General features: G+C 69.1%; 28 protein-coding genes. 12 read left to right on the top strand and 16 right to left on the bottom strand.

Annotated features, from left to right (window positions below):
- Window positions 1–40: 40 nt before the first annotated feature.
- From HVO_RS11210 to HVO_RS11200, 3 genes are all read right to left on the bottom strand, one after another.
- Window positions 41–2,395, bottom strand: coding sequence for an ATP-dependent DNA helicase (locus HVO_RS11210; protein ID WP_013035586.1), 2,355 nt, complete (start codon window positions 2,393–2,395; stop codon window positions 41–43).
- Window positions 2,396–2,482: 87 nt separating this feature from the next.
- Window positions 2,483–2,866, bottom strand: coding sequence for an ArsR/SmtB family transcription factor (locus HVO_RS11205; protein ID WP_004043588.1), 384 nt, complete (start codon window positions 2,864–2,866; stop codon window positions 2,483–2,485).
- A 43-nt stretch (window positions 2,867–2,909) separates the two neighbouring features.
- Window positions 2,910–4,094: an MFS transporter gene (locus HVO_RS11200; protein WP_013035427.1), complete on the bottom strand. Its 1,185-nt coding sequence runs from the start codon at window positions 4,092–4,094 to the stop codon at window positions 2,910–2,912.
- 89 nt (window positions 4,095–4,183) lie between these two features.
- On the opposite strand from HVO_RS11200, the gene HVO_RS11195 reads away from it, so the two are divergent.
- Together HVO_RS11195 and moaC are read left to right on the top strand one after the other, a co-directional pair.
- Window positions 4,184–5,620, top strand: coding sequence for a bifunctional ADP-dependent NAD(P)H-hydrate dehydratase/NAD(P)H-hydrate epimerase (locus HVO_RS11195; protein WP_013035441.1), 1,437 nt, complete (start codon window positions 4,184–4,186; stop codon window positions 5,618–5,620).
- Window positions 5,617–6,144 (top strand): cyclic pyranopterin monophosphate synthase MoaC, encoded by a 528-nt coding sequence (gene moaC / locus HVO_RS11190; RefSeq protein WP_004043591.1) that lies wholly within the window; start codon window positions 5,617–5,619, stop codon window positions 6,142–6,144. The genes HVO_RS11195 and moaC overlap by 4 nt, the downstream gene beginning before the upstream one ends.
- A 61-nt stretch (window positions 6,145–6,205) precedes the next feature.
- On the opposite strand, the gene hflX is transcribed toward moaC, so the two are convergent.
- A complete protein-coding gene (gene hflX, locus HVO_RS11185; RefSeq protein WP_004043592.1) occupies window positions 6,206–7,507 on the bottom strand; it encodes a GTPase HflX in 1,302 nt (433 codons plus the stop codon).
- A gap of 240 nt (window positions 7,508–7,747) precedes the next feature.
- Here hflX and HVO_RS11180 point away from each other — a divergent pair, with 240 nt between their 5' ends.
- Window positions 7,748–8,077, top strand: a complete 330-nt coding sequence (locus tag HVO_RS11180; RefSeq protein ID WP_004043593.1) for an FUN14 domain-containing protein — start codon at window positions 7,748–7,750, stop codon at window positions 8,075–8,077.
- Window positions 8,078–8,104: 27 nt separating this feature from the next.
- On the opposite strand, the gene HVO_RS11175 is transcribed toward HVO_RS11180, so the two are convergent.
- Window positions 8,105–8,821: a ribosome assembly factor SBDS gene (locus tag HVO_RS11175; protein ID WP_004043594.1), complete on the bottom strand. Its 717-nt coding sequence runs from the start codon at window positions 8,819–8,821 to the stop codon at window positions 8,105–8,107.
- Window positions 8,822–8,945: 124 nt separating this feature from the next.
- On the opposite strand from HVO_RS11175, the gene HVO_RS11170 reads away from it, so the two are divergent.
- Window positions 8,946–9,260, top strand: a complete 315-nt coding sequence (locus tag HVO_RS11170; protein ID WP_004043595.1) for a NifU family protein — start codon at window positions 8,946–8,948, stop codon at window positions 9,258–9,260.
- 126 nt (window positions 9,261–9,386) lie between these two features.
- On the opposite strand, the gene trxA is transcribed toward HVO_RS11170, so the two are convergent.
- Both trxA and HVO_RS11160 read right to left on the bottom strand, forming a co-directional pair.
- Window positions 9,387–9,722 (bottom strand): thioredoxin, encoded by a 336-nt coding sequence (gene trxA / locus HVO_RS11165; protein WP_004043596.1) that lies wholly within the window; start codon window positions 9,720–9,722, stop codon window positions 9,387–9,389.
- A 134-nt stretch (window positions 9,723–9,856) separates the two neighbouring features.
- Window positions 9,857–10,516, bottom strand: a complete 660-nt coding sequence (locus tag HVO_RS11160; protein WP_004043597.1) for a 2,5-diamino-6-(ribosylamino)-4(3H)-pyrimidinone 5'-phosphate reductase — start codon at window positions 10,514–10,516, stop codon at window positions 9,857–9,859.
- Between the two features lie 120 nt (window positions 10,517–10,636).
- Here HVO_RS11160 and HVO_RS11155 point away from each other — a divergent pair, with 120 nt between their 5' ends.
- Entirely contained in the window at window positions 10,637–11,746 is a 1,110-nt protein-coding gene (locus tag HVO_RS11155) for a glycosyltransferase family 4 protein (RefSeq protein ID WP_004043598.1), read from the top strand.
- 59 nt (window positions 11,747–11,805) lie between these two features.
- Here HVO_RS11155 and HVO_RS11150 read toward each other — a convergent pair whose 3' ends face one another.
- Entirely contained in the window at window positions 11,806–12,183 is a 378-nt protein-coding gene (locus HVO_RS11150) for a DUF7510 family protein (RefSeq protein ID WP_004043599.1), read from the bottom strand.
- Window positions 12,184–12,275: 92 nt separating this feature from the next.
- Between HVO_RS11150 and HVO_RS11145 the strand changes: the two genes are divergently transcribed.
- The 3 genes from HVO_RS11145 to HVO_RS11135 are packed head-to-tail and all read left to right on the top strand — an operon-like array spanning window position 12,276 to window position 16,214.
- Window positions 12,276–13,559: a Single-stranded DNA binding protein gene (locus tag HVO_RS11145; protein WP_004043600.1), complete on the top strand. Its 1,284-nt coding sequence runs from the start codon at window positions 12,276–12,278 to the stop codon at window positions 13,557–13,559.
- On the top strand, window positions 13,556–15,427 hold the full coding sequence (locus HVO_RS11140; protein ID WP_004043601.1) for a hypothetical protein: 1,872 nt from the start codon (window positions 13,556–13,558) through the stop codon (window positions 15,425–15,427). Before HVO_RS11145 ends, HVO_RS11140 begins: the two co-directional genes overlap by 4 nt.
- A 4-nt stretch (window positions 15,428–15,431) precedes the next feature.
- Window positions 15,432–16,214, top strand: coding sequence for a metallophosphoesterase (locus HVO_RS11135; RefSeq protein WP_004043602.1), 783 nt, complete (start codon window positions 15,432–15,434; stop codon window positions 16,212–16,214).
- A 45-nt stretch (window positions 16,215–16,259) separates the two neighbouring features.
- Here HVO_RS11135 and HVO_RS11130 read toward each other — a convergent pair whose 3' ends face one another.
- Complete coding sequence (locus HVO_RS11130; RefSeq protein ID WP_013035559.1) at window positions 16,260–16,538, bottom strand: hypothetical protein; 279 nt, start codon at window positions 16,536–16,538, stop codon at window positions 16,260–16,262.
- The gene (locus tag HVO_RS11125) at window positions 16,535–16,810 is read right to left on the bottom strand and encodes a hypothetical protein (protein ID WP_004043604.1); all 276 of its coding nucleotides are present in this window, start codon (window positions 16,808–16,810) and stop codon (window positions 16,535–16,537) included. Before HVO_RS11125 ends, HVO_RS11130 begins: the two co-directional genes overlap by 4 nt.
- 90 nt (window positions 16,811–16,900) lie before the next feature.
- On the opposite strand from HVO_RS11125, the gene HVO_RS11120 reads away from it, so the two are divergent.
- Window positions 16,901–19,741 (top strand): DEAD/DEAH box helicase, encoded by a 2,841-nt coding sequence (locus HVO_RS11120; protein ID WP_004043605.1) that lies wholly within the window; start codon window positions 16,901–16,903, stop codon window positions 19,739–19,741.
- Window positions 19,742–19,765: 24 nt separating this feature from the next.
- Here HVO_RS11120 and HVO_RS11115 read toward each other — a convergent pair whose 3' ends face one another.
- The gene (locus tag HVO_RS11115; protein WP_004043606.1) at window positions 19,766–20,155 is read right to left on the bottom strand and encodes a DUF7522 family protein; all 390 of its coding nucleotides are present in this window, start codon (window positions 20,153–20,155) and stop codon (window positions 19,766–19,768) included.
- 91 nt (window positions 20,156–20,246) lie between these two features.
- On the bottom strand, window positions 20,247–20,648 hold the full coding sequence (locus HVO_RS11110; protein ID WP_004043607.1) for an ArsR/SmtB family transcription factor: 402 nt from the start codon (window positions 20,646–20,648) through the stop codon (window positions 20,247–20,249).
- A gap of 98 nt (window positions 20,649–20,746) precedes the next feature.
- On the opposite strand from HVO_RS11110, the gene HVO_RS11105 reads away from it, so the two are divergent.
- Both HVO_RS11105 and HVO_RS11100 read left to right on the top strand, forming a co-directional pair.
- Window positions 20,747–21,367, top strand: coding sequence for a DUF7509 family protein (locus HVO_RS11105; protein ID WP_004043608.1), 621 nt, complete (start codon window positions 20,747–20,749; stop codon window positions 21,365–21,367).
- Window positions 21,368–21,438: 71 nt separating this feature from the next.
- Window positions 21,439–22,179: a class I SAM-dependent methyltransferase gene (locus HVO_RS11100; protein WP_004043609.1), complete on the top strand. Its 741-nt coding sequence runs from the start codon at window positions 21,439–21,441 to the stop codon at window positions 22,177–22,179.
- Between the two features lie 68 nt (window positions 22,180–22,247).
- Here HVO_RS11100 and HVO_RS11095 read toward each other — a convergent pair whose 3' ends face one another.
- Together HVO_RS11095 and HVO_RS11090 are read right to left on the bottom strand one after the other, a co-directional pair.
- On the bottom strand, window positions 22,248–22,565 hold the full coding sequence (locus HVO_RS11095) for a hypothetical protein (protein ID WP_004043610.1): 318 nt from the start codon (window positions 22,563–22,565) through the stop codon (window positions 22,248–22,250).
- A 100-nt stretch (window positions 22,566–22,665) separates the two neighbouring features.
- Complete coding sequence (locus HVO_RS11090) at window positions 22,666–24,876, bottom strand: CDC48 family AAA ATPase (protein WP_004043611.1); 2,211 nt, start codon at window positions 24,874–24,876, stop codon at window positions 22,666–22,668.
- 78 nt (window positions 24,877–24,954) lie between these two features.
- Here HVO_RS11090 and HVO_RS21415 point away from each other — a divergent pair, with 78 nt between their 5' ends.
- The gene (locus tag HVO_RS21415) at window positions 24,955–25,089 is read left to right on the top strand and encodes a DUF7128 family protein (protein ID WP_004043612.1); all 135 of its coding nucleotides are present in this window, start codon (window positions 24,955–24,957) and stop codon (window positions 25,087–25,089) included.
- Window positions 25,090–25,133: 44 nt separating this feature from the next.
- On the opposite strand, the gene HVO_RS11080 is transcribed toward HVO_RS21415, so the two are convergent.
- Both HVO_RS11080 and HVO_RS11075 read right to left on the bottom strand, forming a co-directional pair.
- Window positions 25,134–25,370: a DUF7508 domain-containing protein gene (locus HVO_RS11080; RefSeq protein WP_004043613.1), complete on the bottom strand. Its 237-nt coding sequence runs from the start codon at window positions 25,368–25,370 to the stop codon at window positions 25,134–25,136.
- Window positions 25,370–25,798: a DUF5796 family protein gene (locus HVO_RS11075; protein WP_004043614.1), complete on the bottom strand. Its 429-nt coding sequence runs from the start codon at window positions 25,796–25,798 to the stop codon at window positions 25,370–25,372. The genes HVO_RS11080 and HVO_RS11075 overlap by 1 nt, the downstream gene beginning before the upstream one ends.
- Window positions 25,799–25,835 lie beyond the last annotated feature (37 nt).

Below are 25,835 nucleotides of genomic sequence, written 5' to 3'. Positions count from 1 at the left end.
CGACTGTCCGCTCGCCGCCGCGGCGCGACCCCGGCCGCGACTACTCGGCCGACGACCAGAACTGGTCGAGGCCGAAGCCGAGCATGTCCGGGCTGACGGGTCTGAACTCCTCGCGCTCCTGTGCCGGTAGGTAGTCGCGGACGCCGTTCCACGAGTCGCGGGCGTACCGAGCGTCGACGAAGACGCGGACGCCGACCTCGTCGGTGCCGCGGATGACGCGCCCGATGGCCTGTCGCGCCTTTCTGACCGCGGGAACGGTCAAGGCCGTCTCGAAGCCGTCTCCGAACTCGCGGTCGTAGGCGGTCTTCACCGCGCGGGTCCGCGGCGACGACGTGTTGATGAGCGGGACGCCGCAGACGACCGCGGCAGAGAGCTTGTCGCCGCTGTAATCGACGCCCTCGGTGAGCGTGCCGCGGAGGCTCGTCACGAGCACTTTCCCCTCGCCGCCGAAGAAGTCGCGCTTGAGTCGCTCCGTCGCACCGTCGTCGGACGACTCGTCGAGGAGGACGGGCTTATCGACGCGGGCTTCGAGCGCGCCCGCCATCCACTCCGCCTCGGCGTAGTTCGGCATCCCGACGAGGACGTTGCCCGGCGACCGCTCGCACACCTCGACCGCGGCGTCGGTGTACGCCAGTCGCGTCTCGTTTTCCTCGCCGGGCGGCCCGCGGTTGCTGTGGGTGAACTTCGGCACGTCGACGGCGAAGCTCGCGCGGTTCGACTCGGGGAAGCCGAGGCCGAACGTCCGCTCGGCCACCGGGCGGCCGTCGTCGGCGAGGGCGTCGAGGCCGGTCACGCGCCGGAACACGTCGATGGGTTCGAGCGTCGCGCTCATGAGGACGCCGCCGCCGAAGTCGCCGAGGCGCTCCGCGATGGCCTCGCCGGGGACGCAGTTGTGGACCGACAGCCGGGCGTTGTACGCGCGCCGCCACGACTCCGGCGGCTCCATCTCGTCCCACGTCCGTTCGAGTTCGATTTCGCGGAAGTGCTTCTCGTGGTCGGCGTAGGCCCACGTCGAAAGCGCCCGCCCCGCCGCGGGGGCGGCCCGGCGCTTGTCGTCCTCTTCGACCGAGTCGAGGATGCGGGCGACCGCCGAGCCGGTCGCCTCGGCGCGGACCCACGTTCCCTCGTCGTGGCCGCGCTCCTCGGCCCACTCGGTGAGTTCGTCGACGCCGGGCTCCTCGGGGTCGCGCAGCGGGAGTTCCTCGTCGTCGAGTTCGGTCGGGTCGGCGCGCCAGCCGCCGTACTCGCGGTCGAGATGGGCGGTCACGCGCCGGTCGAGCTCCTCGCGGAGGTCGCGGATGAAGTCGCGGGTCTCCTCCAGTTCGCGGAGCGTCACGTCGGCCTCCTGAAGCTCCCCGCGGACGAGGTCGGCGTCGACGGTGGACTTGCCGGCGTCGTCGAACTTCACGGGCTGGATGACGCGCGTGAACTCGCTTTCGGCGTCGCGGAGCGTCCGGTCGCCGACGCCGACGGAGACGAGGTCGCGGACGCGGGGTTCGAGCATGTGCGCCTCGTCGCAGATGACGAACGTCGAGTCGTCGACGAGCGCGCCGGTGAACGTGCCGACGGTCGTCGGGTCGAACGCGTGGTAGTAGTTGCCGACGACGACCTCGACGTGGGGCAACAGCGCGCCCATCACGGAGTGCGGACACGACCCCGCGCCCGCGGCCAGCGAGACGAGGTCTTCGGTCCCGATGAGTCCCTTGTCGTCGAAGTCGAAGGGGACGGCCTCGATTGGGTCGCCGTCCTCGGGGAGGTCAGCGAGGAAGTTCGCGTAAAAGGGGCAGTACTCCACGTCCTCGTACTCCGGCATCGATGTCGGGTACGGCGTCGGGTCGCCCGCGGTTTCGAGGTAGTCCGGGCCCGCGGCCGTCGAGCCGGTGTCGAGGAGGCCGGTCTGTTGCTCGCGAGCGTCTTTGGCGAGCGCCTCGGCGCTGGTCCGGCCGCCGTCGCCGACGAGCCCGCGGGTCCGGTCGCGGAGGGCTTCACAGCGGTCGTAGACGGTCGCGTCGTCGATGCCGCCGCAGCCCTCGCGGCTGTAAGGACACACGTCGGACTTGCCGACGAGCGTGAGCCCCGAGACGGGCGTCCAGTCGGTCGGGAGGTTCTCGTTGATGGTTCGGAGGTCGGCCTCGAACTGCCGGAGCTGTTGCTTGACGCTCGTGAGGACGAAGACGCGCTCGTAGTCGGAGTCGGGGTCGCGGACGAGGTCGATGCCGGCGGTGAGCGCGAGCATCGTCTTGCCGGTCCCGCACGCGCCCTCAACGACGGCGAACCCGTCGTCTCGGGCGGTCTGTATCGCGGTTTCGATTCCGTCGGCCTGCTCCGGGTACGCCTCCGGGTGGCCGAACACCTCCTGCCAGGTCACGCTCTGTGGTCCAGTTGCGACGGCCATAGGGGTGTCGGTGACTGGTCGCGGACCCGTACTTGAACGTTCGCGCGAGAGCGAGCCCCCGGCGCACGGGGCGCGAGGCGAACCGAGCTATTCGAGGAACGCGGAGACGACCTCAGCGAAGGCCTCGCGGTCGTCCCCGTCGCCGCCGATACAGACGACGAACGGGGCGGCGGCGTACACTTTCATCTCGCGACCCTTCTCTGAGTAGCGGGTGTCGGCGACGCGGACGAGGTCTGCGCCGATGAGGTTCCCGAGATGGTGGCGAGTGTTCTGGACGGAGGTCTCGACCCGCGTTGCGAGTTCGGTCGCCGTCGCGGGCGACTCTTGCAGACACGACAGCAGGTCGCGGGCGGTGTCACAGGAGAGGCTCCCGAGGAGTTGCGCCGTCTCGTCGTCGCCGAGCCAGTGAACCCGGGGGTCTGACTCACCGGTCGTATCGACGCTCCCGTCAGTCGGCCGCGACCCTGACATACAACTGACATCACGGGTGGGGGGAAGTAAATCGTTTCGTCTATCAGTCACTCGATAGGTCGACCCGGTCGACACCGGGGAGCCGGTTCACCGCGTAGAGGACGGCGAGCGCGGAGACGAACACCGCGAGCCCCCCAGCGAGCGTCCGAAACACCGCCTCGAAGGCGTAGTTCGCCTCGGTCAGGAAGCCGACCGCGCCGCTCCCGTTGGCCTCCAAGAGGAGCGCCGCGCCGCTGAAGACGGCGTAGGCGCTCCCGCGGGCGTCGCTCGGCAGCGACGAGAGCATGAACGTGTCCAGCGCGGGAAACAGGCTGTGGATGACGTAGCCGAGCACCGCGACGACGGCCGCGACGGCGACGAAGCCCTGCGCGTACGTCAGGGCGACGAGCGCGCCGATGAAGGCGACGAGCAGGCCGAAGATGTACGGGACGTGCGGGAGGTTGTCCGCGAGGCGGCCCGACAGCGAGAACGCGGGGACGCCCGCCGCGAAGACGATGGTGAGCATCGTGCTCGCGGTGGCGGCGTCGAACGCCTTCGCCTGCGTCATGTACGACACGAGGAAGTTGAACAGGCCCTGCCAGACGAACCCCGCGGGCGCGATGAGGAGGATGCCCGTGAGGATGAGCTTCCAGTGGCCGAGCGCGGCGGAGAAGTCGCGGTCCGCGCCCGTGCCGGCCCCCGCGCTCCCGTCGCGGGAGACGGCGTAGAGGAGGAGCGTCACGAGCGCGCCGGCGGCCGCCAGCACCCAGAACGTCTCGCGCCACGAGTACGACGCGAGGATGAAGACGACGACGGGCGCGGCGACGACGGCGGCGACCTGACTGGCCGCGCCGTGGATGCCGACCATGCGGCCGACGCGCTCGGGGTACAGTTCGCCGACGAGCGGGGTCGCGGAGACGAAGTACGCGCCCGAGGCGAGGCCGAGGCCGAACGCCCCGATTTGGAGCGTCAGCACCGACGTCGCGCTCGCGGTGAACGCCGCGGCAACGACGAGGAGCGTCCCCGACCCGAGGACGACCTTCGACCGCGAGACGCGCGTGAGGAGGTAGCCGACGGGGATGCGCGGGATGGCGGTGCCGAGCCAGACGAGGCTCGTCACGACGCCGATGGTCGCCGGGCCGACAGAAAACTGGGTCTGGAGCGTCTCGACGAGCGGCGGGAACGCGACGCGGCCGAAGTTGACGAGGAAGACGAGTCCGCAGAGAGTTCCGAAGAGGCGGCGAGTCACTACCTCGAACTCAGTCGGCCCCGAGTCAAACGTTGCGAATCCGACCCGCGACCACATGTGTTAACGCGCCGCCGGGCGAACGGGGGCGTATGATTACGAGTCGACGCATGGCCGCGGTCGACCTGAACGCCGAGGCGCTCGGCGTGCCGCGGAAACAGCTCATGGAGTCGAGCGGGAACGCCGTCGCGCGGGCGTGCCGCGACCTCGCGGACCCCGGCGCGTCGGTCGCAGTCGTCGCCGGCCGCAGCAACAACGGCGGCGACGCGCTCGTCGCCGCGCGGTTCCTGAAGGCGTACGACGTGACCGTCCACCTGCTCGGCCGCCCCGAGACGATTTCGACCGACATCGCCCGCGAGAACTGGGACGCCCTCGTCGCGGGCGAGGCCGACCGCCGGACCGTCACCGACTCGGTCGCCGTCGACCTCGGCGACCCGGACCTCGTCGTGGATGCGATGCTCGGCACCGGCGTCACCGGCGCGCTCCGCGAACCCGAGGCGACGGCCGCGCGCGCCATCAACGAGTCGTCCGCGACCGTCCTCGCGGTGGACGTGCCCTCCGGCGTCGACGCCGACACAGGCGACGCGGCGGGCCTCGCGGTCGACGCCGACCGGGTCGTCACCTTCCACGACGACAAGCCCGGTCTCGGTGACCTCGACTGCGAGGTCGTCGTCGCCGACATCGGCATCCCCGAGGCCGCCGAGTTGTTCACCGGCCCCGGCGACCTCCTCGCGCTCGACCGCGACGCCCAGAGCCACAAGGGCGACCACGGCGACGTGCTCGTCGTGGGTGGCGGCCCGTACACCGGCGCGCCCGCGCTCGCCGCGCAGTCGGCCCTCAGAGCCGGCGCGGACCTCGCCCGCGTCGCCTGCCCCGAAGGCGTCGCCCGCGAGGTGCAGGGCTACTCCGAGAACCTCATCGTCCGCGGCTTCTCGGGCGACCGGCTCGCGCCCGAGCACGTCCCCGACCTCCTCGATTTCGCCGCCGACCGCGACGTCGTCGTCTTCGGCCCCGGCCTCGGCGACGCCGACGAGTCGCTCGACGCGGTCCGCGAGTTCCTCGCCGCCTACGACGGGACCGCCGTCGTCGACGCCGACGCCCTGCAGGTCGTCCCCGAGGTGGAGACCGAGGCGACCCTGATTTGCACGCCCCATCAGGGCGAGTTGCGGAAGATGGGCGGCGAGACCGACGCCGACTGGGAGACGCGGAGCGACCTCGTCCGCGAGTTCGCCGCCGACCTCGGCCACACGCTCCTCGTGAAGGGCGCGTACGACGTGGTTTCAGACGGCGACGCGGTCCGCGTCAACCGGACCGGGAACCCCGGCATGACCGTCGGCGGCACTGGAGACGTGCTCGCGGGCGCGACCGGCGCGCTCGCGGCCGTCCTGCCCCCGCTCGACGCGGCCGCCGTCGCGGCCTACGCGAACGGCCGCGCGGGCGACCTCGCCGCCGACGAGTTCGGCGGCGGCCTCGTCGCGACCGACCTACTCGAACGACTGCCCGTCGGCCTCCGAGGTGACGACGAATGAGCGACGAGCGCGCCGGGTCGGACTCGAACGAGTCGGCCGACGGCGACGACCGCGACCTGACGCACCTCGACGAGGAGGGCAACGTCCAGATGGTCGACGTGGGCGCGAAACCGGACAGCCGCCGCCGGGCGGTCGCCCGCGGGACCATCCACCTCAGCGCCGCGACGGTTCGGGCCATCCGCGACGACGAAATCGGAAAGGGCGACGTGTTGGCGACGGCCCGAATCGGCGCGATTCAGGCCGTCAAACACACGTGGGAGACGATTCCGATGTGCCACCAGATACCCGTCACGAACGTCGACACCGAGTTCGAGGTGGCCGACGAGTCGGTCGCGCTCTCCGTGACGGTCGGCACGACCGGCAAGACGGGCTGTGAGATGGAGGCGTTAGAGGGCGTGACGACCGGCCTCAACGTCGTCTGGGACATGGTGAAAGCCGCGGAGAAAAACGACGACGGCCAGTATCCGGGGACGCGCATCTCGGACGTCGAAGTCGTCACGAAGGAAAAAGAGACGCTCGACTGAGTCGGGTCGGCGGTCCGACTTCCGCCGTCCGCGCCGAGGCGGGCGGCTCCGACGGTTCGACTCAGGCCGAGTCGGTCGGCGCGGAGAGGTCGGCGGCCTTCGCCCGCGCCTTCTCGACGATTGCGGGGCGCGCCTCGAACTCGACGTGGACCTGTTCGCCCTCGTACTCCTCGGCCTCGACGTGGGCGTGGTCGTAGAGCCACGAGACGAGGCTCATCGTGTCGTCGGCCATCGGCAACAGCAGTCGCTCGCGCTTCCACGCGGGCAGTTCGCCCTCGACGCGGTCGGCCAGTTCCTCGACGTTCTCGCCGGTCAGCCCCGAGACGGCGACCGGATTGGGCGCGAGCGCCGACAGCGCCGCGCGCTTTTCCTCGAGTTCCTCGGCCTCGACCTTGTCCACCTTGTTGAACACGGTCACGATGGGCGCTTCGTTGCGCTCGTAGAGCGTGTCGTGGCTCGTGACGAGCTTTTCGCGCATCTCCTCGACGGGTTCGGAGGCGTCCACGACGAGCAACACGAGGTCGGCCCGGTAGACCGAATCGAGCGTGGACTTGAACGACTCCACCAGCCAGTGGGGGAGGTCCGAGACGAACCCGACCGTGTCGGTGAGAAGCACGTCTCGCTTGCCCGTCTCGGCGCGGCGCGTGGTCGTCCCGAGCGTCGTAAACAGCTTGTCTTGGGACTCCGCGGTCGGGTCGAGGTCCGGGTGGAGTTCGTCGTTCTGGCCGACTTCGAGGTCGGCGGCGAGCCGTTGCATCAGCGTCGACTTCCCGGCGTTCGTGTAGCCCGCGAGGGCCACGAGGTCGAAGCCGGACTCGCGGCGCTGTTCGCGCCGGGTCTCCTCTTTGTCCGCGATGGCGTCCAGTTCGTTCTTGATGCGCGAAATCTGGGCCTTGATGTCCTGCTCGCGGCTCTCGTCGTACTCGCCGAGGCCCATGAACCCGGGGCGCTCGTCGCGCTTCGCCAGCGACGCCTTCGCCTCGGCGCGGGGCAGTTCGTAGCGTAGCTCCGCGAGTTCGACCTGTAGCTGCGCCTTGCGGGTGTTGGCCCGCTGGCCGAAGATTTCGAGGATGAGCGTGAAGCGGTCGATGACCTCCGCGTCGTCCGGGAGCTTCTGGGCGATGTTGTACGTCTGGTAGGGGCCCAGTCGGTTGTCGAAGACGACGGCGACGGCGTCCTCACGCGCGACGAGCGACGCTAACTCGCCGACCTTCCCTTCGCCGAAGTGGAACGCGGCGTCCTCCTCTCGGGTCTGGGTGAGTTCGCCGACCACCTCGTAGCCCGCCGCGCGGGCGAGGTCGGAAATCTCCGTGAGGTCGGCGTCGCCGCGGTCGACGCGCTTCGCGACGACGACGCGACTCATCGCCGCACCTCGAGTGTGGGGTACGTAGCCTGCACTGTGTCAGTCGGTACTAGCCGCCGGAGGCACTTAAGCCCCGCTCGGCCGGGGTCACGCGTCGAGATGGCGTCCCGTCACCTCCCGTTCCATGGCCGCGTTTGGACGCCGGGACTCTTGTAGGTTGCCCGGACGCGACCTGACAGTTCGGTGACTGCGACAGTCTCCCCACAAATCACTTATACCAACGGGCGGGATGTTCGCCGTATGGACCCCTTGCAACTGAGCATCGACCCGCAGCAGCTCGGCATCGAGTTCGGGAGCGGGGCCGTCATCGGCGGTATCATCGGCTTCGCGGCCAAGAAAATCGCGAAGCTCATCGCCGTCATCGTCGGCCTCGAACTCGCCGTGTTCAAGTTCCTCGAATCGCGGGGCATCATCACCGTCGACTGGGAGCGCCTCACCGGCGGCCTCGTGAGCGCCACGCAGGACGCCGCGACCGGCGCGCCGCCGGACTGGATTTCGACGGTGCTCTCGACCCTGTCTATCTCCGCCGGCTTCTCCGGCGGTTTCCTCGTCGGCTTCAAGAAGGGGTAGTTCGCGTTCGAGACTCGCCGACGCGCCTCAGAGTTCGTCTTCGTCCTTGACGATGCGCGTCTCGGCCGTGCCGCTCGTGATGTTGTTCACCTTGTCGTAGAAGTCGTTTTGCATCCCCGCGGGGAACGTGATGACGCCGACCCACGAGCCGTCGTTCTGCCACTCCTCGCGTTCGAGGTCGCCGTAGCTCCGAATCTGTGCCTGTCCGCTGCCGGCGTACTCGGCCGGGAGTTGGACGGCGACGGTGACTTCGGCGAACTTGATTGGCAACACGGGTCGGAGCGCGTCGAGCGCGTCGTCGACCTGTGACTCGACCGGCTCCATCGGGTCGATTTTGAACCCGGCCTCCTCGAGCGCGCGCTCGATTCGCTCCGGCGGGTGCGGCGAGTCGTTCATCTGCGGGTTGACCGCGTTGCGGGCGATGCGGTTGATGAGCGACTTGCGCTTCTGTTCTTGCATCTCGCGGCGCTGTTCGGCCGTGATCTGAATCTCGCCTTTCTTGACGACCTCGGGGATTATCTGGAGCGGGTCGGTCGTTCCGAACACCTTCTCGAGGTCGTTCTCGGCGGGGCGGTCGCCGCGGGAGGCGTCCTCGAACACGTCTTCGGCGGCGATGACCTCTTCGAGGTCGCCGTCGAACTCACCGCGCTTTATCGAGAGCGCCGCGTCGGGGTCGATGAGCACCTCGAACCGCGCGCCGTGAGATTCCAGGCGGGCCGTGACTGCCTCGTCGAGTGAAATCATAGGTTCCGATACTCTCTCCGTGGTAAAAAGCCCTCGCCGACCGACTCCCCCGACAGCGTCTCGCGAAATTCGCCGCGACCCGTTCGGAGCAATCGTTATGCTCGCCCGCACCCCACCTCTCGGTATGAGTTCGCAGACGTCGGAGAAGTCCCTCGAAGAACGGCTCGACCTGTTCATGCGGCGGAACTTCCCCCAAATCGAGATGCACGGCGGCGACGCGGGTATCGAGGCAATCGACGAGGAGACCGGCGAGGTGTGGATTTCACTCACCGGCGCGTGTTCCGGATGCGGCATCTCGCCGATGACGATCCAGGCACTGAAGGCGCGCATGGTCGCCGAGTTCGAGGAGATAGACGCGGTCCACGCCTCGACCGGCGGCTTCTACGACGACGAGCCGGGCGCGGGGTTCGAACCCGACGTGTCCGACGCGCCCTTCTGAGCGGCCTTCTACCATCGCCTTTCGACCGAGCCGACCCCACGAGCGACGACGCTCCGAGCGCGCGCCGCGCCGTCGCTCGCCGTGAGAGATAAACGGAGAATCGGGCCGAACGGAGCTGGCGCCCGCTTACGCGGCGGCTTCGATGATGTCGACGAGGTCCTCTTTGCTCTGGACGCCGATGACCTCTTTGACCTGCTCGCCGCCGGCGTAGAACTGGAGGGTCGGGACGCTGCGAATCCCCTGCTCGCGGGCCAGCTCTTGGAGTTCGTCGATGTCGACCTTGGCGACGACGGCGTCGGTCTCCTCGGCGATTTCCTTCACGGTGGGTTCGAGCATCTTACACGGGCCGCACCAGTCGGCGTGGTAGTCCACGAGAACGACCGCGCTGTCGGCGACGAGTTCGTCGAGTTGGTCCGAACTCTCGATATGGATAGGCGCGTCGGTTGTCTTCGGAGTGCTCATATCCCCACGTATCGGCGCGACACTCTTACCCATTGCGCCTGTTTGCGCGGCGACGCACGACCGCGAAACGCCGCATTCGCGGCGAAAACGGTCGGATTCGCAGACGAGGCGGAGGCGCAGGCGCAGGCGCAGACTCAGCAGTCGTAGGTCAGAAGCACCCCGTCGTCGACCCGCTCCACGTCGCGGAGCGACAGCCGGGGGAAGTCGGAAACGAACCCATCGCCGTCGGCGAGCGTCGGCGCGTCGCGACCGCCGATGACCAGCGAGCCGACGTAGAGCGTGAGTTCGTCGACGAGGCCGGCCTCGAACAGCGAGAAGATGAGTTCGCCGCCGCCCTCGACCATGAGTCGGTCGACGCCGCGCGCTTCGAGCGCGTCGAAGGCGTCGGGGAGCGACACCCGCTCCGCGCCTGCGACGACGAGTTCCGCCCCGGCGGCTTCGAGCGCCTCGCGCCGGCCTCCGGGCGCGGCCTCGGAGACGAGGAGGTAGGTCGTCGCCGCGTCGTCCAGAATCCGGGCGTCGGTCGGGGTTCGGGCGCGCGAGTCAGCAACGACGCGGGCGGGATGCGGCGAGTCGCCGCGGTCCTCGCGGGCGGCGACGAGGCCGGGGTCGTCGAGCGTGAGATGCGGGTCGTCTGCGAGGACGGTTCCGACGCCGACGGCGACGGCGTCGGCGGTCGCGCGAATCTCGTCCACGCGGGCGAAGTCGTCGTCGCCGCTTATCGTCACCTGTTCGCGGCGTCGAGACGAGAGCTTGCCGTCGAGGCTCGCGGCGGCGTTGACGTGGACGTGCATACTCGCGGGTCGTCGCCGCGGCGAAAACGCCTTTCGGTGAGGCGCTCTCACGGTGTTGCCGGACAGGAATTAAATAGGCCTCTGTGGTACATTGTGTCATCTATGACTGCCAAGGTCCTGATGCTGGGGTGGGGGTTTCCGCCGAACGTCAGCGGCGGGCTCGACACGCACGTCGGCGAGATGTTCGAGCGACTCGAAGACCGGGATGGCGTGGACATCGAACTCGTGCTTCCCGCCGAGTACGCGCCGGACCGCGAGGGAATCGTCGGGGTCCCGACGGGCGAAGGGGACATCATCACCCGAATCGGACGGCTGGGGTCGACGTTCGCGGAGCGCGCCGCCGAGGCCGACATCGTCCACACCCACGACTGGTTCGGCTACGGGCCGGGGTCGCGCGCGAAGTCGAACAACGAGGACGTGGAGTGGGTGACCACGTTCCACTCGCTTTCGTCCGACCGCAACATCGACCCGCCGCAGCGGGAAGTCGAGACCGAGCGCCGAATCGCCGAGCGCTGTGACCACCTGCTCGCGGTGAGCGAACTCCTCGCCGACAAGGTCAAACGCGAGTACGGCGGCGACTGCCACGTCATCTACAACGGCTTTTCGGAGTGCGAGACGACGGGTCGCGACCTCAAGGAAGAACTCGGCATCGACGGGAAGATGCTGTTTTTCGTCGGCCGCCACACCGACCAGAAGGGCATCTCGCATCTCGTCTACGCGATGGAGAAACTCGCCCGCGACGACGTGACGCTCGTCATGGGCGGGTCGGGCCACCTCACCGCCCAGCTCAAGCGGTTCGCAGAGCTGCTCGGCGTCGAAGACCGCATCGAGTGGGCCGGCTACGTCCCCGAGGAGGCGCTCGGTGACTACTACGCCTCGGCGGACCTGTTCGTCTCGCCGTCGCTGTCCGAACCGTTCGGCATCACCATCGTCGAGGCGCTCTCGACGGGCACCCGCGTCGTCGCCACGGAAAGCGGCGCAGCCGAGGTCCTCCCCGAGGACTGCGTCATCGAGGTCGAACCCGACTCGCGCTCTATCGCCGACGGTATCGAGTACGGCCTCTCGCTGGAGGGAGAACCGGAGTACGAACCGTACACGTGGGACCGCGTCGTCGACGAGACGGTGGAGTACTACCACAGCATCCTCGACGGGGACACCGACGTCTCTGCCGGGGCGGAAAACGAAGTCGAAGCCAGCGACGCGGACGCCGCCGAGTCGGACGCGAACTGACGCAAAATCGGAGTCGCGGAGTCGGCACTTGGCAATTCGTCCGGCCGGTCGCCCCGCGTTCAGCGGAGGAGGCGCACGTCGGTCACCGGCTCGGGGTGGCGAATCCGGTAGCCGCCGCGGGTGGGCACCATCCCCTCTCGCGGCATCGTCCCGCGGGCGGACTGGTACGGCGAGTCGTCGGTCTGCACCGACTGGTACGGCGAGTCGTACGCCGACTGGTAGGGGCTGTCCGACGACTGGTAGGCGCTGTCGCTTGCGGCCTCGGCGTCGAACCCCTCCGGCGGGAGGTAGATTCGCTCGCCGGACGCCGACTGGACGACGACCGCGGAGTCCTTGTCGCCTTCCATCACGATGGTCGTCCAGCCGTCCTCGATGGTCACGGAAAACGAGACCTCCTCGTCGGCGTCGCCGGCGTCCGGCCCCTCGTCGTTCGACATACGGGTCCAACTGGCACGCGAGCACTTAGTGATTCGCCCGCGGCCGGCCGCCCGGCAACACTTTTTATCCGACGGGGGCGAATCCCGACTCGATGGAACTCGACCAGCATGCCGAGGAGCTCGCCTCCGCCCTCGGTGTCGACAAAGAGGAGGTCAAATCCGACCTGCAGAACCTGCTGCAGTACAGCGTCCCGCTCGACGAGGCGAAACAGAGCGTCCGACGGAAACACGGCGGCGGCAGTTCCGGCGGGAGCGACGGCGCGCCCGCGACGAAGCGCATCGTCGACATCGACCCCGATGGCGGCAACGTCTCCGTGACGGTCCGCGTGCTCACCGTGGGCACGCGCTCTATCGTCTATCAGGGCGACGAACAGACCATCCGCGAGGGAGAACTCGCCGACGAGTCCGGCGTCATCTCCTACACCGCGTGGCAGGACTTCGGCTTCGAACCGGGCGACTCCGTCGTCATCGGTAACGCCGGCGTCCGCGAGTGGGACGGCAAGCCCGAACTGAACATCGGCGCGTCCTCGACGGTCGGCGTGGAGTCCGAGACGGTCGAGACGCCCTACGACGACCGCATCGGCGGCGAGGCCGACCTCATCGACCTGCAAGCCGGCGACCGCGGCCGAACCGTCGAGGTCCGCGTCCTCGAAGTCGATTCGCGCACCATCGACGGCCGCAACGGCGAGACGACAATCCTCTCGGGCGTCGTCGCCGACGAAACCGGCCGGCTTCCCTTCACCGACTGGGCTCCCCGCCCAGACGTGGAGGAGGGCGCGAGCCTGCGTCTCTCGGACGTGTACGTCCGCGAGTTCCGCGGCGTGCCGCAGGTGAACCTCTCGGAGTTCACGACGCTCGACGTGCTCGACGACCCCGTTTCCGTGACGGACTCCGCGCCGCGTCTGAAAATCGGTGAGGCCGTCGACGCCGGCGGGATGTTCGACGTGGAACTGCTCGGGAACGTCCTCGAAGTGCGCGACGGCTCCGGGCTCATCGAGCGCTGTCCCAAGTGTAGCCGCGTCGTCCAGAACGGCCAGTGCCGCCAGCACGGCGAGGTCGACGGCGAGGACGACATGCGCGTGAAGGCGATTCTCGACGACGGCACCGGCACGGTGACCGCCATCCTCGACCGCGACCTCACAGAGGAAATCTACGGCGGGACGATGGCCGACGCGATGGAGGCCGCCCGCGAGGCGATGGACAAGGAGGTCGTCGCCGACGACATCGCCGACACGCTCGTCGGCCGCGAGTACCGCGTCCGCGGGAACCTCTCGGTGGACGAGTACGGTGCGAACCTCGAAACCGACGAGTTCGAGGAGACCGACGACGACCCGGCCGAACGCGCGGCCGCCCTCCTCACGGAGGTGCGCGCATGAGCGCCTCGCCGGTCGTCGGCACGCGGGAAATCGCCTACCGCGTCTTCGCCGCCGAGTTCGACGACGCGTCGCTGTCGTACTCCGAGAGCGACGAGGAGCGCGCGCCCAACTACGTGGTCACGCCCACCGGCGCGCGGCTCAACCGGACGTTCGTCGCGGGCGTGCTCACCGAGGTCGAACACGTCAACGACGAGGTGCTCCGCGGGCGCATCGCGGACCCGACGGGCGCGTTCGTCACCTACGCCGGGCAGTACCAACCGGAGCCGATGGCCTACCTCGACGCGGCGACGCCCCCGGCGTTCGTCTCGCTCGCGGGCAAGGCCCGCACCTACGAACCTGACGATGCCGACGTGGTCTACTCCTCGGTCCGCCCGGAGAGCGTCAACACCGTCGACGCCGACGTGCGCGACCGCTGGATCGTCTCGGCCGCCGAGGCGACGCTCCGCCGCATCGCGGTGTTCGACGAGGCGCTGTCGATGCCGTACCGCGGCGACGACCTGACCCGCGCGCTCGAAGCCCGCGGCGTCGATTCGACGCTCGCGGCGGGCGTCCCCCGCGCCATCGACCACTACGGGACGACCCGGACCTACCTCGAGGCCCTGCGCGAAGTCGCCGTGCAGGCGCTCGAACTCGTCGCGGGCGACCGCGACCAGGTCGACCCCCTCGACGTCGCCCCCGGCGACGGCGGGGACGCGGTCCTCGGCCCGCTCCCCGAACTCGACCTCGAACCGGCCGCGAGCGTCGATATCGAGGTCGGCGAGGCGGACGCGGGCGAGGTAGAAGCCGACGCGGGCGAGTTCGAGAACGAGTCCGGTTCCGAACCGGCCGCAACGCTCGATTCGGAGCCGGAATTCGACGACGGTGCCGAATCCGAGGCCGTCGAACCGGAGTCCGAATCCGAGCCTATCGCAGAACCCGATTCCGAGCCGGAGTCTGCATCCGACCCCGAGCCGGTCGCCGCCGAGACGACGGCAGCGGCCGAGAGCCAGCCGGGGGCGTCCGAGTCGGAACCGGCGTCTGAGCCGTCCACGACGGTCGATTCCGAACCGGAGCCGGAACCCGCGGCAGAACCCGAATCCGAACCCGCCGCGGAACCCGACCTCACGTCCGAGCCCGAACCCGAACCGGTGACCGACTCGCTCGACACCGAGTCTGAGCCCGACTTCGACGACGGCGCGCTCGGTGACTTCGAAGACGACGCCCCAGACGCGGGCGCGACCGACGCCGGTTCGCTCGACGACTCGGGAAGCGGAACCCTCGGCGACTTCGACGACGGCTTCGACGACCCCGACCCCGAGGCTGGCGATTCGACCGATTCGACCGACTCAGCGTCCGCCGACGCCGACGACTCGGTCGACCCCGACGGGATGTACGAACTCGACGAGGACGAGCGGGCCGAAATCGAATCCGAGTTCGGCACGGAGTTCACCTCCGGCGCGGACGTCGACCCCGCCGGCGAGGCGGACATCGACGTGCCCGACGCGGACGACCTCACAGAGCAACTCGAAGACGAATCCGCCGCGGCCGCCGAGTCGGACCCGGAACCCGCGACCGCCGCCGCGGAACCCGAACCAGCGGTCGACTCCGAACCCGAGCCGACGCCCGACGCGGCGTCGGACGGGGACGAAGACGAGGCCGACGCTGACCCCGACGCCGACGAGTCCGCCGAGGACATCGACCTCGAATCGGTCGTCGTGGACGCCATGGACGACCTCGACGACGGCGACGGCGCGACCCGCGACGAGGTCGTCGCGGCCGTCGTCGACGAGCACGGCGCGGACCCCGGCGCGGTCGAAGACGCCATCCAGGAGGCGCTCCTCGGCGGCCGGTGTTACGAGCCGCAGGACGGCGTGCTGAAGGCCATCTGAGGCCGTGCCGGAACCGCTCGTCGAACCGATTCCCGGTCATCCCGCCGCGGTAGCGCGGACGAGCAGGCGCGGATTCCCCGAACGGTCGCTCGTCGTCGCTGACTACCACGCAGGTATCGAGGCCGGCCTGCGGTACGAACGCGGGGTGGAACTCCCGTCGAAGGCCGCGGTCCGCCGCGAGCGCCTGCTGTCGCTTCTCGACCGGACCGACGCCGACCGACTGGTCGTCCTCGGTGACCTCGGCCACCGCATCGGCGACCCGGACGGCGACGAGGCCGAGGAACTCCGCGACCTCGCGGCCGCCGTGGCCGACCGCACCGAACTGACGGTCGTCCCCGGCAACCACGACGGCGGCCTCGCGGACTTCTTCGGTGACGACGTGGAGGTGACCGACCCCGGGGGCGTCCGCCTCGGCGACGTGGGATTCTGTCACGGCCACACGTGGCCCTCGCGGGAAGTGCTCGCCGCCGACGTGGTCTGTTCGGCCCACGAACACCCGGCGGTCAGGCTGGAAGACGAGGTCGGCGGCGCGCGGAAAGAGCGCGTCTGGCTCCGCGGCGCTCTCGCTCCCGAAGTGTTCGCGGAACACCACGAGGTCGTCCCCGCCGAAGTCGCGCGAGCCGACGCCGAACTCGTGGTGTTCCCGGCGTTCAACGACACCTCGGGCGGGACGTGGGTCAACGTCCCCGGGCAGGGCTTTCTCTCGCCGTTCCTGCCCGACGGCCTCGCGGACGGCGAGGCCTACCTGCTCGACGGCACGCGGTTGGGCGACTACCGGAACGTCTGACTCGGGTCGTCGCGGTGGTCGCGGTCGGCAGAACCCACGCCCCGCCTACCCGAAGACGAACGTGAGCGTACCGAGCACGAACACGGTGACGCTCGCCACGCGGGCGAGTCGCTGCCAGCCGGTCCACTCGCGGAAGAACTCCGGCATACCCTTCACCCGCTCTCGAACGGCGTAGCCGACGAACCAGAGCGTCGAGAGCACGAGCACCGCGGCGAAGACCAGTTGCCACGCCCCGAGGTCGCCCCGTTGGTTACCGAGGACCATAAGCAGGTTTCCGGCGGTAAAGCCCGCCTGCGACAGCCAAAAGGACCGTTCGGGCGTCACGTCACCACCGCGTACAGTTGGAAGGCGATGCCGACCGTGTAGAGCCCGGCGGCGGCGACTCCATGCTCCAGCGGCCCCCAATCAGACGGAAATCGGGCGCGGTCGGGGTCGCGGAGGGCGACGACCGCCCCATAGATGACGGTGACCGCGCCGGCGGCCGCCGCCGCGGTGCCGATATCGGCGGCTCCCGTTGCGAGGTCGAGCGCGACGCCGACGGCGGCCGAGAGTCCGAAGACGACGAACGCGAGCCAGTAGGCTCGTTTCGGGGACACGCCCGAAATTGATTCACGGACGACATGAATCTCCCGGTGGGGACCGCCCCGAGCGGTGCGCTTAATCGCCTCGAACCGTAACCTCGGGCGATGCCAGACGGCGAGGCCGCCGCCGGAATGGACGCCTTCGCGACGCTCTCGTCGCCCGTTCGGAACGCGCTCTCGGAGCGCGGCTTCACGACGCCCACCGAGCCGCAGCGCCGGGCGATTCCCCCGCTTGCGGACGGAAACAACGGTCTCATCATCGCGCCCACGGGCACCGGCAAGACCGAGACGGCGATGCTGCCGGTGTTTTCGGCCATCGCCGACGCCGAGGACCGATTCGGGATTTCGGCGCTCTACATCACCCCGCTTCGGGCGCTGAACCGCGACATGCGCGAGCGACTCGACTGGTGGGGCGAACAGCTCGACATCGACATCGACGTTCGCCACGGCGACACCACGCAGTACCAGCGCCAGAAGCAGGCGAACGACCCGCCGGACGTGCTGGTGACGACGCCCGAGACGTTGCAGGCGATGCTCACGGGGAAGAAGCTCAGGAAAGCCCTCTCCGACGTGCATCACGTCGTCGTCGACGAGGTCCACGAACTCGCGTCGGCCAAGCGCGGCGCGCAGTTGACAATCGGTTTGGAGCGCCTCCGCGAGTTGGCCGGGGCGTTCCAGCGAATCGGCCTCTCGGCGACGGTCGGGTCGCCCGACGAGGTTGGGAAGTTCCTGACCGGCGACCGCCCGTTCGAGGTCATCGAGGTCGACGTGGACAACCGCGTCGAGTTCGAGGTGGTCCGTCCCGAGGTGACGAACGAGGACGAGGCGCTGGCGGGGAAACTCGCCACCGACCCCGAGATAGCGAGTCACGTCCGGACGATTCGAGACATCGTCCGCGACCACGAGTCGGTGCTCGTCTTCGTCAACACCAGACAGACCGCGGAGGCGCTCGGTTCGCGGTTCAAGTCGCTCGGTGACCCCATCGAGGTCCACCACGGCTCGCTGTCGAAAGACGTGCGCATCGACGTGGAAGACCGCTTCAAGGCCGGCGAGTTGGACGCACTCATCTGCACGTCGTCGATGGAACTCGGTATCGACGTGGGACGAGTCGACCACGTCGTCCAGTACAACAGTCCGCGCGAGGTGTCGCGGCTCCTCCAGCGAGTCGGCCGGGCGGGCCACCGCTTGGGCGTCGTCTCCCGCGGGACCGTCGTCACCGACCACCCCGACGACACGCTCGAAGCGCTCGCCATCGCCCGGCGGGCCGTCTCCGGCGAGGTCGAACCCGCCCGCGTCCACCACGGGAGCCTCGACACCGTCGCCAACCAAATCGTCGGCGTCGTCATGGACTACGGCGACGTGTCGGCCCGCCGCGCCTACGAGATTATCACGCGGGCGTACCCCTTCCGCGACCTAGACGAGGACGACTTCCGCGCCGTCGTCCGCGAGCTTTCGGGGAACCACCTCCTCTGGCTCGACGAGGACAAGGACCTCCTCGAGAAGTCCGGCGGCACGTGGCAGTACTTCTACGCCAACCTCTCGATGATTCCCGACGAGGAGACCTACGACGTCCACGACATCTCCTCGCGCCGCCAGATCGGGACGCTCAACGAGAAGTTCGTCCTCAACTTCGCCGCGCCGGGCGCGACGTTCATCCAGCGCGGCGAGATGTGGCGCGTCAACGACGTGGACGACGAGGAGGCGCGGGTGAACGTCTCGCCCATCGAGGACCCCGGCGGCGAGGTGCCGTCGTGGGTCGGCTCGGAGATTCCGGTGCCCGCACCGGTCGCCGGCGAGGTGGGCGAACTCCGCGACGTGGCCGCACCGCAGTTCGAATCCGGGGCCGACCGCGAGGCCGTCGCCCGCGACATCGCCATGCGCTACCCGACCGACGAGGCCACGGTCAGGTCGGCGCTCGGCCCCATCGAGAAACAGGTCGAGGCCGACGCGCCGATTCCGACCGCGAACAGGCTCGTCCTCGAAGGCTCGCCCCGGAAGGTGACGCTGAACTCGCCGTACGGCCACCGGGTGAACGAGACGCTCGGGCGGCTCCTGTCGGCGCTCATCGGCCAGCGGACCGGTTCCTCGGTCGGGATGGAGGTCGACCCCTACCGCATCGAGTTCGACGTGCCGGGGAAGGTCCGCCCGACGACGTTCGCCGAGGTGCTCCGCGAGACCGACCCCGACCACGTCGAGGCCCTGCTCGAACTCGCGCTCAAGCGGTCGGACTCGCTGAAGTTCACGCTCGCACAGGTGGCCGCGAAGTTCGGCGCGCTCAAGCGCTATCAGGGGAAGGGTCGCTTCGGCGGCGACCGCCTCCTCGCCGCGCTGGAGGACACGCCCGTCTACGACGAGGCCATCCGCGAGGTGTTCCACACCGACCTCGCCGTCGCGGAGACGGTCGAACTGCTCCGCCGCGTCCGCGACGGCGACGTGGAACTCGCCGTCGCCCGCGAACCGACCGCCATCGGCACCGGCGGCCGCGGGTCGGGAACCGACCTGCTCGTCCCCGAGAACGCCGACGCGAGCGTCATCGAGACGGTCCGCGACCGGATTCAGAACGACCGCGTGCTGTTGGCGTGTCTCCACTGCAAAGACTGGACTCGAAAGACGAAGGTAAAGCGCGTCCGCGACCCCGTGGCGTGCCCCGAGTGCGGCGCGACCCGCGTCGCCGCGCTCAATCCGTGGGACGAGGAGACGGTGAAAGCGGTCCGCGCGCCGGAGAAAGACGACGAACAGGAGCGACTGACGAAGCGGGCCTACCGCTCGGCGAGTCTCGTGCAGGCCCACGGCAAGCGGGCGGTCGTCGCGCTCGCGGCCCGTGGGGTCGGCCCGCACAACGCCGCGCGCATCATCAACAAGCTCCGCGAGGACGAAGACGACTTCTACCGTGACATCCTCGAACGGGAGCGCGAGTACGCCCGAACCCAGTCGTTCTGGGACTGACGGGGTGGATTCCGGTTCGCCCGCTTACTCCTCGATGGCCCACTCGTCGAGAATCTCGGTCGTCGCGGCCGCCAGCGCCTCGAAGTCCTGCATCGAGATGCCGTCGGTGGTGACGAAGACGCCGAAGTCCTCGACGGTGATGCGAACGAGGTAGCCGTTTTCGAACACGCGAATCGTGTACTCGTAGTCGCCGAGTTCGGAGCCGCGGTAGGCGTCCTGGGTCATCTTGAAGTCGTGCCACTCGTTGCCGATAAAGGAGTTCAGGTCGGCCTCCTGTTCGAGGTCCTCGCGGAGGTACACCTGCACGTAGTCGAAGCGGTTGAAGTAGGTGAGCGAGCGGAGGCTGTCGCCGACGGCCGTGCGGCAGACGGTGACGAGCTTTTCCTCTGCTTCCTCGGGGAGGAGATTGGACATCGCTTCAGCCTGTGCGAGCGAGTGCCAAATAGGCGGCGGCTTCGGCAGTAGACGGGTGCGGGCTGAGACGCGGCGGTCGCCCGCGACGCTGCTACTCCGACGCGTAGGCGTTCCGATAGTCGCGCTCGCGCCGGATGAGCTCCTCGACGCCGTGTTCGAGGATGTCGGAGCCGAGCGACGTGGCGCGGTAGTACGAAAACAGCCCCTCATCGTCGGCCTGCGACCGCTTTCGCTTCTCGACCAACCCGGCGTCGACGAGTTTGTTGAGGTGGTAGTGCAGCGTGTTCGCCTGCACGTCGAGCGCCTCGGCCAGCGCTTTCGGACTTCGCTCGCCGAAGTGGACCAGGCGGTACAGCAGGGTAAAGCGCGTCCGGTCGCCGAGTGCGGCCTGCATGTCGAGGTACTCGTCCAGCGTGAGGACGCTCGTCGGCGGCAGCAACTCGGCGGGGTCCTCGGGGAGGCCGTCCGAATCGACCGGGTCGTTCGTCGCCATCTCGGTTCGCTAGACGGAGCGTATCGGTTTAACAGTTCTTGAGTCGAACTCCGCTGAAAAATCCCGACTTTATATACTACCGCGCGGTACGTGTGTCCATGACGGACGCCATCTCGCGCGACGAGATACGAGCGGCGCTCGGGCGAACGACCTACGACCGGTTTCTCGTCTACGTGATGGGTCCGTACAAGTCGTTCAACCTCAACTACGTCCTCTCGGAGGAGGAACTCGCCGCCATCGACATCGACGACCTCCCGGGCCCGATTCGAAAGCTGTTCGCCGCGCGGGACGAGGTGGACGACGCGCTCGCGCTCCTCCGGCGGGTGCAAGGAACGCTCCGCGCCGACCCCGGGGTCAACGCTTTTCTCGCCGTCGACGTGGACCTCAGCACTGACGAGGTGGACGCCGCGACGCAGTCGCTCGCGTTCGCCGCAGCGAGCAACGCCACCGTGTTCGTGCTGCCGTTTCTCGGCCACAACTTCGGCGTCGGCGAGGAGGCGGGGTCGATACTCGAACGGCTCTCAGAGACCCACGGCGACAGAATCGTCTTCGTCCACGAAGCGACGGTCACGAGCGAGATGATTCGCGCGGCGCGCGCCCGCTGGGACCTCCGCGTCGAGACCTACGACACCGAAGCGGAACTCCACAAGCGCATCCGACTGTTCGTCGCGGACGTGATGAACCGCGAGCTACACGGCGACTTGGACCGGTTGGACTGACGCTAAGTCCGTCAATTGCTACCAACCAACAAATTAAATATGATTTACACGGGGGTGACGAACGACTCGTCATGCCCGACGACGCCCTCGGACTGGCGATGTTGGACCGGGTTCGCGGCTGTCTGCGCGCCCCGTGCGTCTACCGCGCCGGCGACGACGCCCGTGGTACTGCCGGCGACGCGCACGTCTACGAGAACTATCTCGTCCCGTCCGAGCGGTGGCCCGCCGCGAAGCGCGAGTTCGTCGACTCGCTTCGAACGCCCGTCCTCGACGTGGGGTGCGGCGCGGGCCAACACGCCCTCGCCGTGCAAGCGCGCGGCGAGGTCGTCGCCTTCGACGTGAGTCCGAACGCGGTTCGCGCGGCCCGCAAGCGCGGCGTCGAGACAGCGGTCGTCGGCGATATGTTCGACCCGCCGGTCGAGGCGAGCCGAGTGGGTTCGTCGGCAGGAGGGTTCGAGACGGTCCTCGCCAACGGGACGCAGGTCGGACTCGCGGGCTCGCTGGATCGACTCGCCGACCTGCTCGCGTCGTTTGCCGACCTCACCTCGCCGTCCGGCGAGGTCGTCGTGGACTCCTACGACCCGACGCGCACCGACCCCGAGCGCTTCTTCGGTTACCGGTCAGACCCGCGAGAGGGCGTCGCTCGACGGACGTTCCGCGTCGAATACGGCGACCTCCACGGACCGATGCTCGACTTCGTTCTCGTCTCGCCCGCACGACTCCGGGCGGTTGCGGCCGAGGCGGGCCTCGACGTGCGCGATGTGACCGTCCCGAATCCCGATTCGAGTTACTATCGGGCGCGACTGGCGTGAGCTGGGTCGGTCGCGGCGGCACTTCGGGAGTGGGGTCGTCGCCGGCCGTCTCGATGACGCGTTACGGCCTACTCCCAGCGGTTGGTCGCCTCGTTGCGCCGCGGGAGGAACGGAAGCAAGAGCGCGACGGCGAAGACGATGCCCGCGATGGCGAGGTACTCGGGCGTCACGAGGACGAGCGCGACCAGCGAGAACACCGAGGCCTCGCCGTCGGCGACGGCCGAGAGGGCGTCCGCGTCGTTGTTCAGCAACACGAGAACCATGAACATCGCCTCGGCGAACGCGACCCGGAGGCCGGCCTTCGTCACCCACCACGTCGCGGACAGCGGGCCGCCGGTCAACGCGTCCCACTCCCGGCGGACCTTCCGCCGCCACGCCGCGTTCACGACACACTCTGTTTCGAGTGAACATGGAACACAGTACGCGGCGAAACGAGATAATCTCGCAGGTGAGCGGGAACGGGCGTTCCTCGGGGGTCGCCGCCCGTCAGACCCGCGTCGGCGAGACCGATTCCAGCGCCGCATCGAAGTGCGCGCGGGTGATGCGCACCTCGTCGGCGTGCTCGTTCGCCTCGGTGCCATCGTAGGCGTCGGCCACGTCCTGAATCGCCCGGAGCGCGGCCTCGCGGCAGACCGCGGCCACGTCGGCCCCGGTGTAGCCGTCCATGTGGGTGGCCACGTCGCCGAGGTCCACGTCGGTGCCGAGCGGCTTGTCGCGGACGTGCACGTCGAGGATGGCGCGGCGTGCCTCGATGTCCGGGGCGGGAACCTCGACGTGGGTCTCCAGCCGACCGGGTCGGAGGAGCGCGGGGTCGAGCGCGTCCCGGCGGTTCGTCGCCGCGAGGACGACGAGGTTCGGGTTGTCGGCGGCGTTGTCCATCTCCGTCAGGAGTTGCGAGACGACGCGCTCGGAGACGCCCGAGTCGGAGCCGGCGCTGTCGCGGTCGGTGGCGATGGCGTCTATCTCGTCGAAGAAGACGATACTCGGCGCGGCCTGTCGGGCGCGGTCGAACACCTCGCGGACGGACTTCTCGGACTCGCCGACGTAGCGGTCCAGCAGTTCGGGGCCGGCGACGTGGATGAAGTTGACGCCGCTTTCGGCCGCGATGGCGCGGGCGAGCATCGTCTTGCCGGTCCCCGGTGGCCCGTGTAAGAGCAGGCCGGTCGGCGGGTCGGTCGAGGCCGCCTCGAACAGCGGCGCGTAGGTCAGCGGCCACGTCACCGCCCGTTCGAGCGTCCGCTTCACGTCGTCGAGACCGCCGACGCCCTCGAAGCCCTCGGTCGGCTGTTCGGCGACGTACTCGCGCATCGCCGAGGGTTCGACCGTCGCCATCGCCGACTCGAAGTCGGCGCGCGTGACGGTCATGTCCGCGACGGCGACCTTCCCGCCACCGTCCCCGCTTCCGCCCCCGCCCTCGCGGCGGACGCGCCGGAGCGCGGTCATCGCGGCCTCCTTGGCCAGCGATTCGAGGTCGGCACCGACGAAGCCGTGGGTTCGGGAGGCCAGTCGGTCGATGTCCACGCCCTCGGCGAGTGGCATCCGCCGGGTGTGCACGTCGAGAATCTCGCGGCGGCCCGCCTCGTTCGGGACGCCGATTTCGATTTCGCGGTCGAAGCGGCCGCCCCGGCGGAGCGCCGGGTCGAGGCTGTCGACGCGGTTCGTCGCGCCGATGACGACCACGTCGCCGCGGGCGTCCAGTCCGTCCATGAGCGACAGCAGTTGGCCGACGACGCGGTTTTCGAGGTCGCCGCCGTCGTCGCGCTTCGACGCGATGGAGTCGATTTCGTCGAAGAAGATGATGGCCGGCGCGTTCTCGCGGGCCGACTGGAACACCTCTCGCAGCTTCTCCTCGGACTCGCCTTTGTACTTCGAGAGCACCTCGGGCCCGGAGATGGTCGTGAAACTCGCGTCGACCTCGTTGGCGACGGCCTTGGCGATGAGGGTCTTCCCCGTGCCCGGCGGGCCGTGGAGGAGCACGCCCTTCGGCGGCTCGATGCCGAGGTGGGCGAACACCTCGGGTTCGGACAGCGGGAGCTCTATCATCTCGCGGACGAGGTCGAGTTCGTCGTCGAGGCCGCCGATGTCCTCGTAGGTGACGCCCGTCGCTCGGCCGCGGCTCCCGTCGTCGCCGCCGTCGTCGCTACCGGTCATGCTCTTGACGGCGTCGCGGACGGCCTCGCTCGCGTCCTTCGAATTCGCCGCCGTCACGGAGACGGTCGTCGCGTCGGTGACGCGGACCACGCCCTCCGGGGCGGTTTCGCTGACGGCGAGGGCGGCCCCGCCGAGGCGTTCGACGCGGACGCGGTCGCCCTCGCGGACCGGGCGGTTCCGGAGCTCCGCCTTCACGACCTCCTCGATGGTCTCGCGGTCCACGCTGGTCCGCTCGAAGGCGCTGGGGCCGGCGAGCGTCACGGACCGCGCGTCTTCGACGGCTATCTTCCTGACGCGGACGCTGTCACCGATTTTCACGCCGGCGTTGGCCCGCGTGTCGGCGTCGACGAGCATCTCGCCCGCCGCCGCGCCGGGGCGGGCGGGCCACATCTTCGCGACCGTCTCTCTGGAGCCCTCGATGACGACCGTCTCGCCGCTGAGCACGCCGAGTGCCCGGCGGGCGGCCTCGGGGAGGCGGGCGATGCCGCGGCCCGCGTCGCGTTTCTCCGCGGCGCGGACGACGAGCGTCACCCCATCTTCTGACATACCCCCCGGTTCGGTCGCTCGACCCTTGAGGGTTCGCCCGGAGTAACCGTTTTCCGGGACGGCGCGGTAACAGTACGCATGGTCGCCACGACGGAGAAAGACGGTGCGACGTGGTACCGGTGCGAAGAGTGCGGGATGCTGTTCGACGTGCGGTCCGACGCCGAGGCTCACGAGGAGAACTGCGACACGGACAGCCCGTCGTACTTGCAGTAGCGGGGAAGCGAGAGCGTCGGCGGCGACGGCGGCGAGCGCGAGAGCTACGCCGGGTCGTGTTCGTCCGCGAGTCGCTCGGCGTGGTCCAGCGAGGTCGCGCGCTCCCAGCGGACGCGCTCGGCGTCGCCGTAGGCGAGCGCCTCTTTCAGTTCGTCGCGGAGGACGCCCACGCCGCGGCCGACGAGGTCGCCGTCGGCGTCGCCGAGTTCGTAGTAGCCGTAGGCCTCTGGAGCCTTGCCGACGGTCCGCGTTTCCAGCGGCTCCCAGCGCTTCCGGAGCATCACTCGGCGACGAACTCGTAGGAGTCTTCGCCCCAGTCGTCCTCGACGAAGACGAACACGCGGCCGCGGGCGACCTCGGGGTCGGCCTCGATTTCGAAGCGGTGGCCGGGCACCCGGCGGACGAGGACGCCGGGGAACAGCTCCTCTTCTTCGTCCTCACCGAGGATGACGCGGCCGACGCCGCTCGATTCGAGCACCTCGTCGTGGCTCGTGAGGTCGTTGACGTACATCATGACGCCCTCCGTCTCGGTGGGGTCGGTGACGAGGACGTGGACCTCCTTGCCGGGGGCGGTGGCGAGCGTGCCCGTGACCGCCTGGGGGACGCCCCGGTAGACTGTGGTTCGGTTGTCGAGGTACTCCACCTCGACGCCGTAGTCGTGGAGCTCGACGCCGAGCGTGCTCGGGGCGATGTCGTTGCGGGCGCGCATGGCTCACCGTTGCTCCGGGGACGGCAAAAGCGTCGCG

The organism is Haloferax volcanii DS2 (genome assembly GCF_000025685.1).
Taxonomy (GTDB): Archaea; Halobacteriota; Halobacteria; order Halobacteriales; family Haloferacaceae; genus Haloferax; species Haloferax volcanii.
The sequence above is the reverse complement of the archived record's forward strand: the minus strand, read 5'-3'. Positions and strand labels throughout refer to the sequence as shown.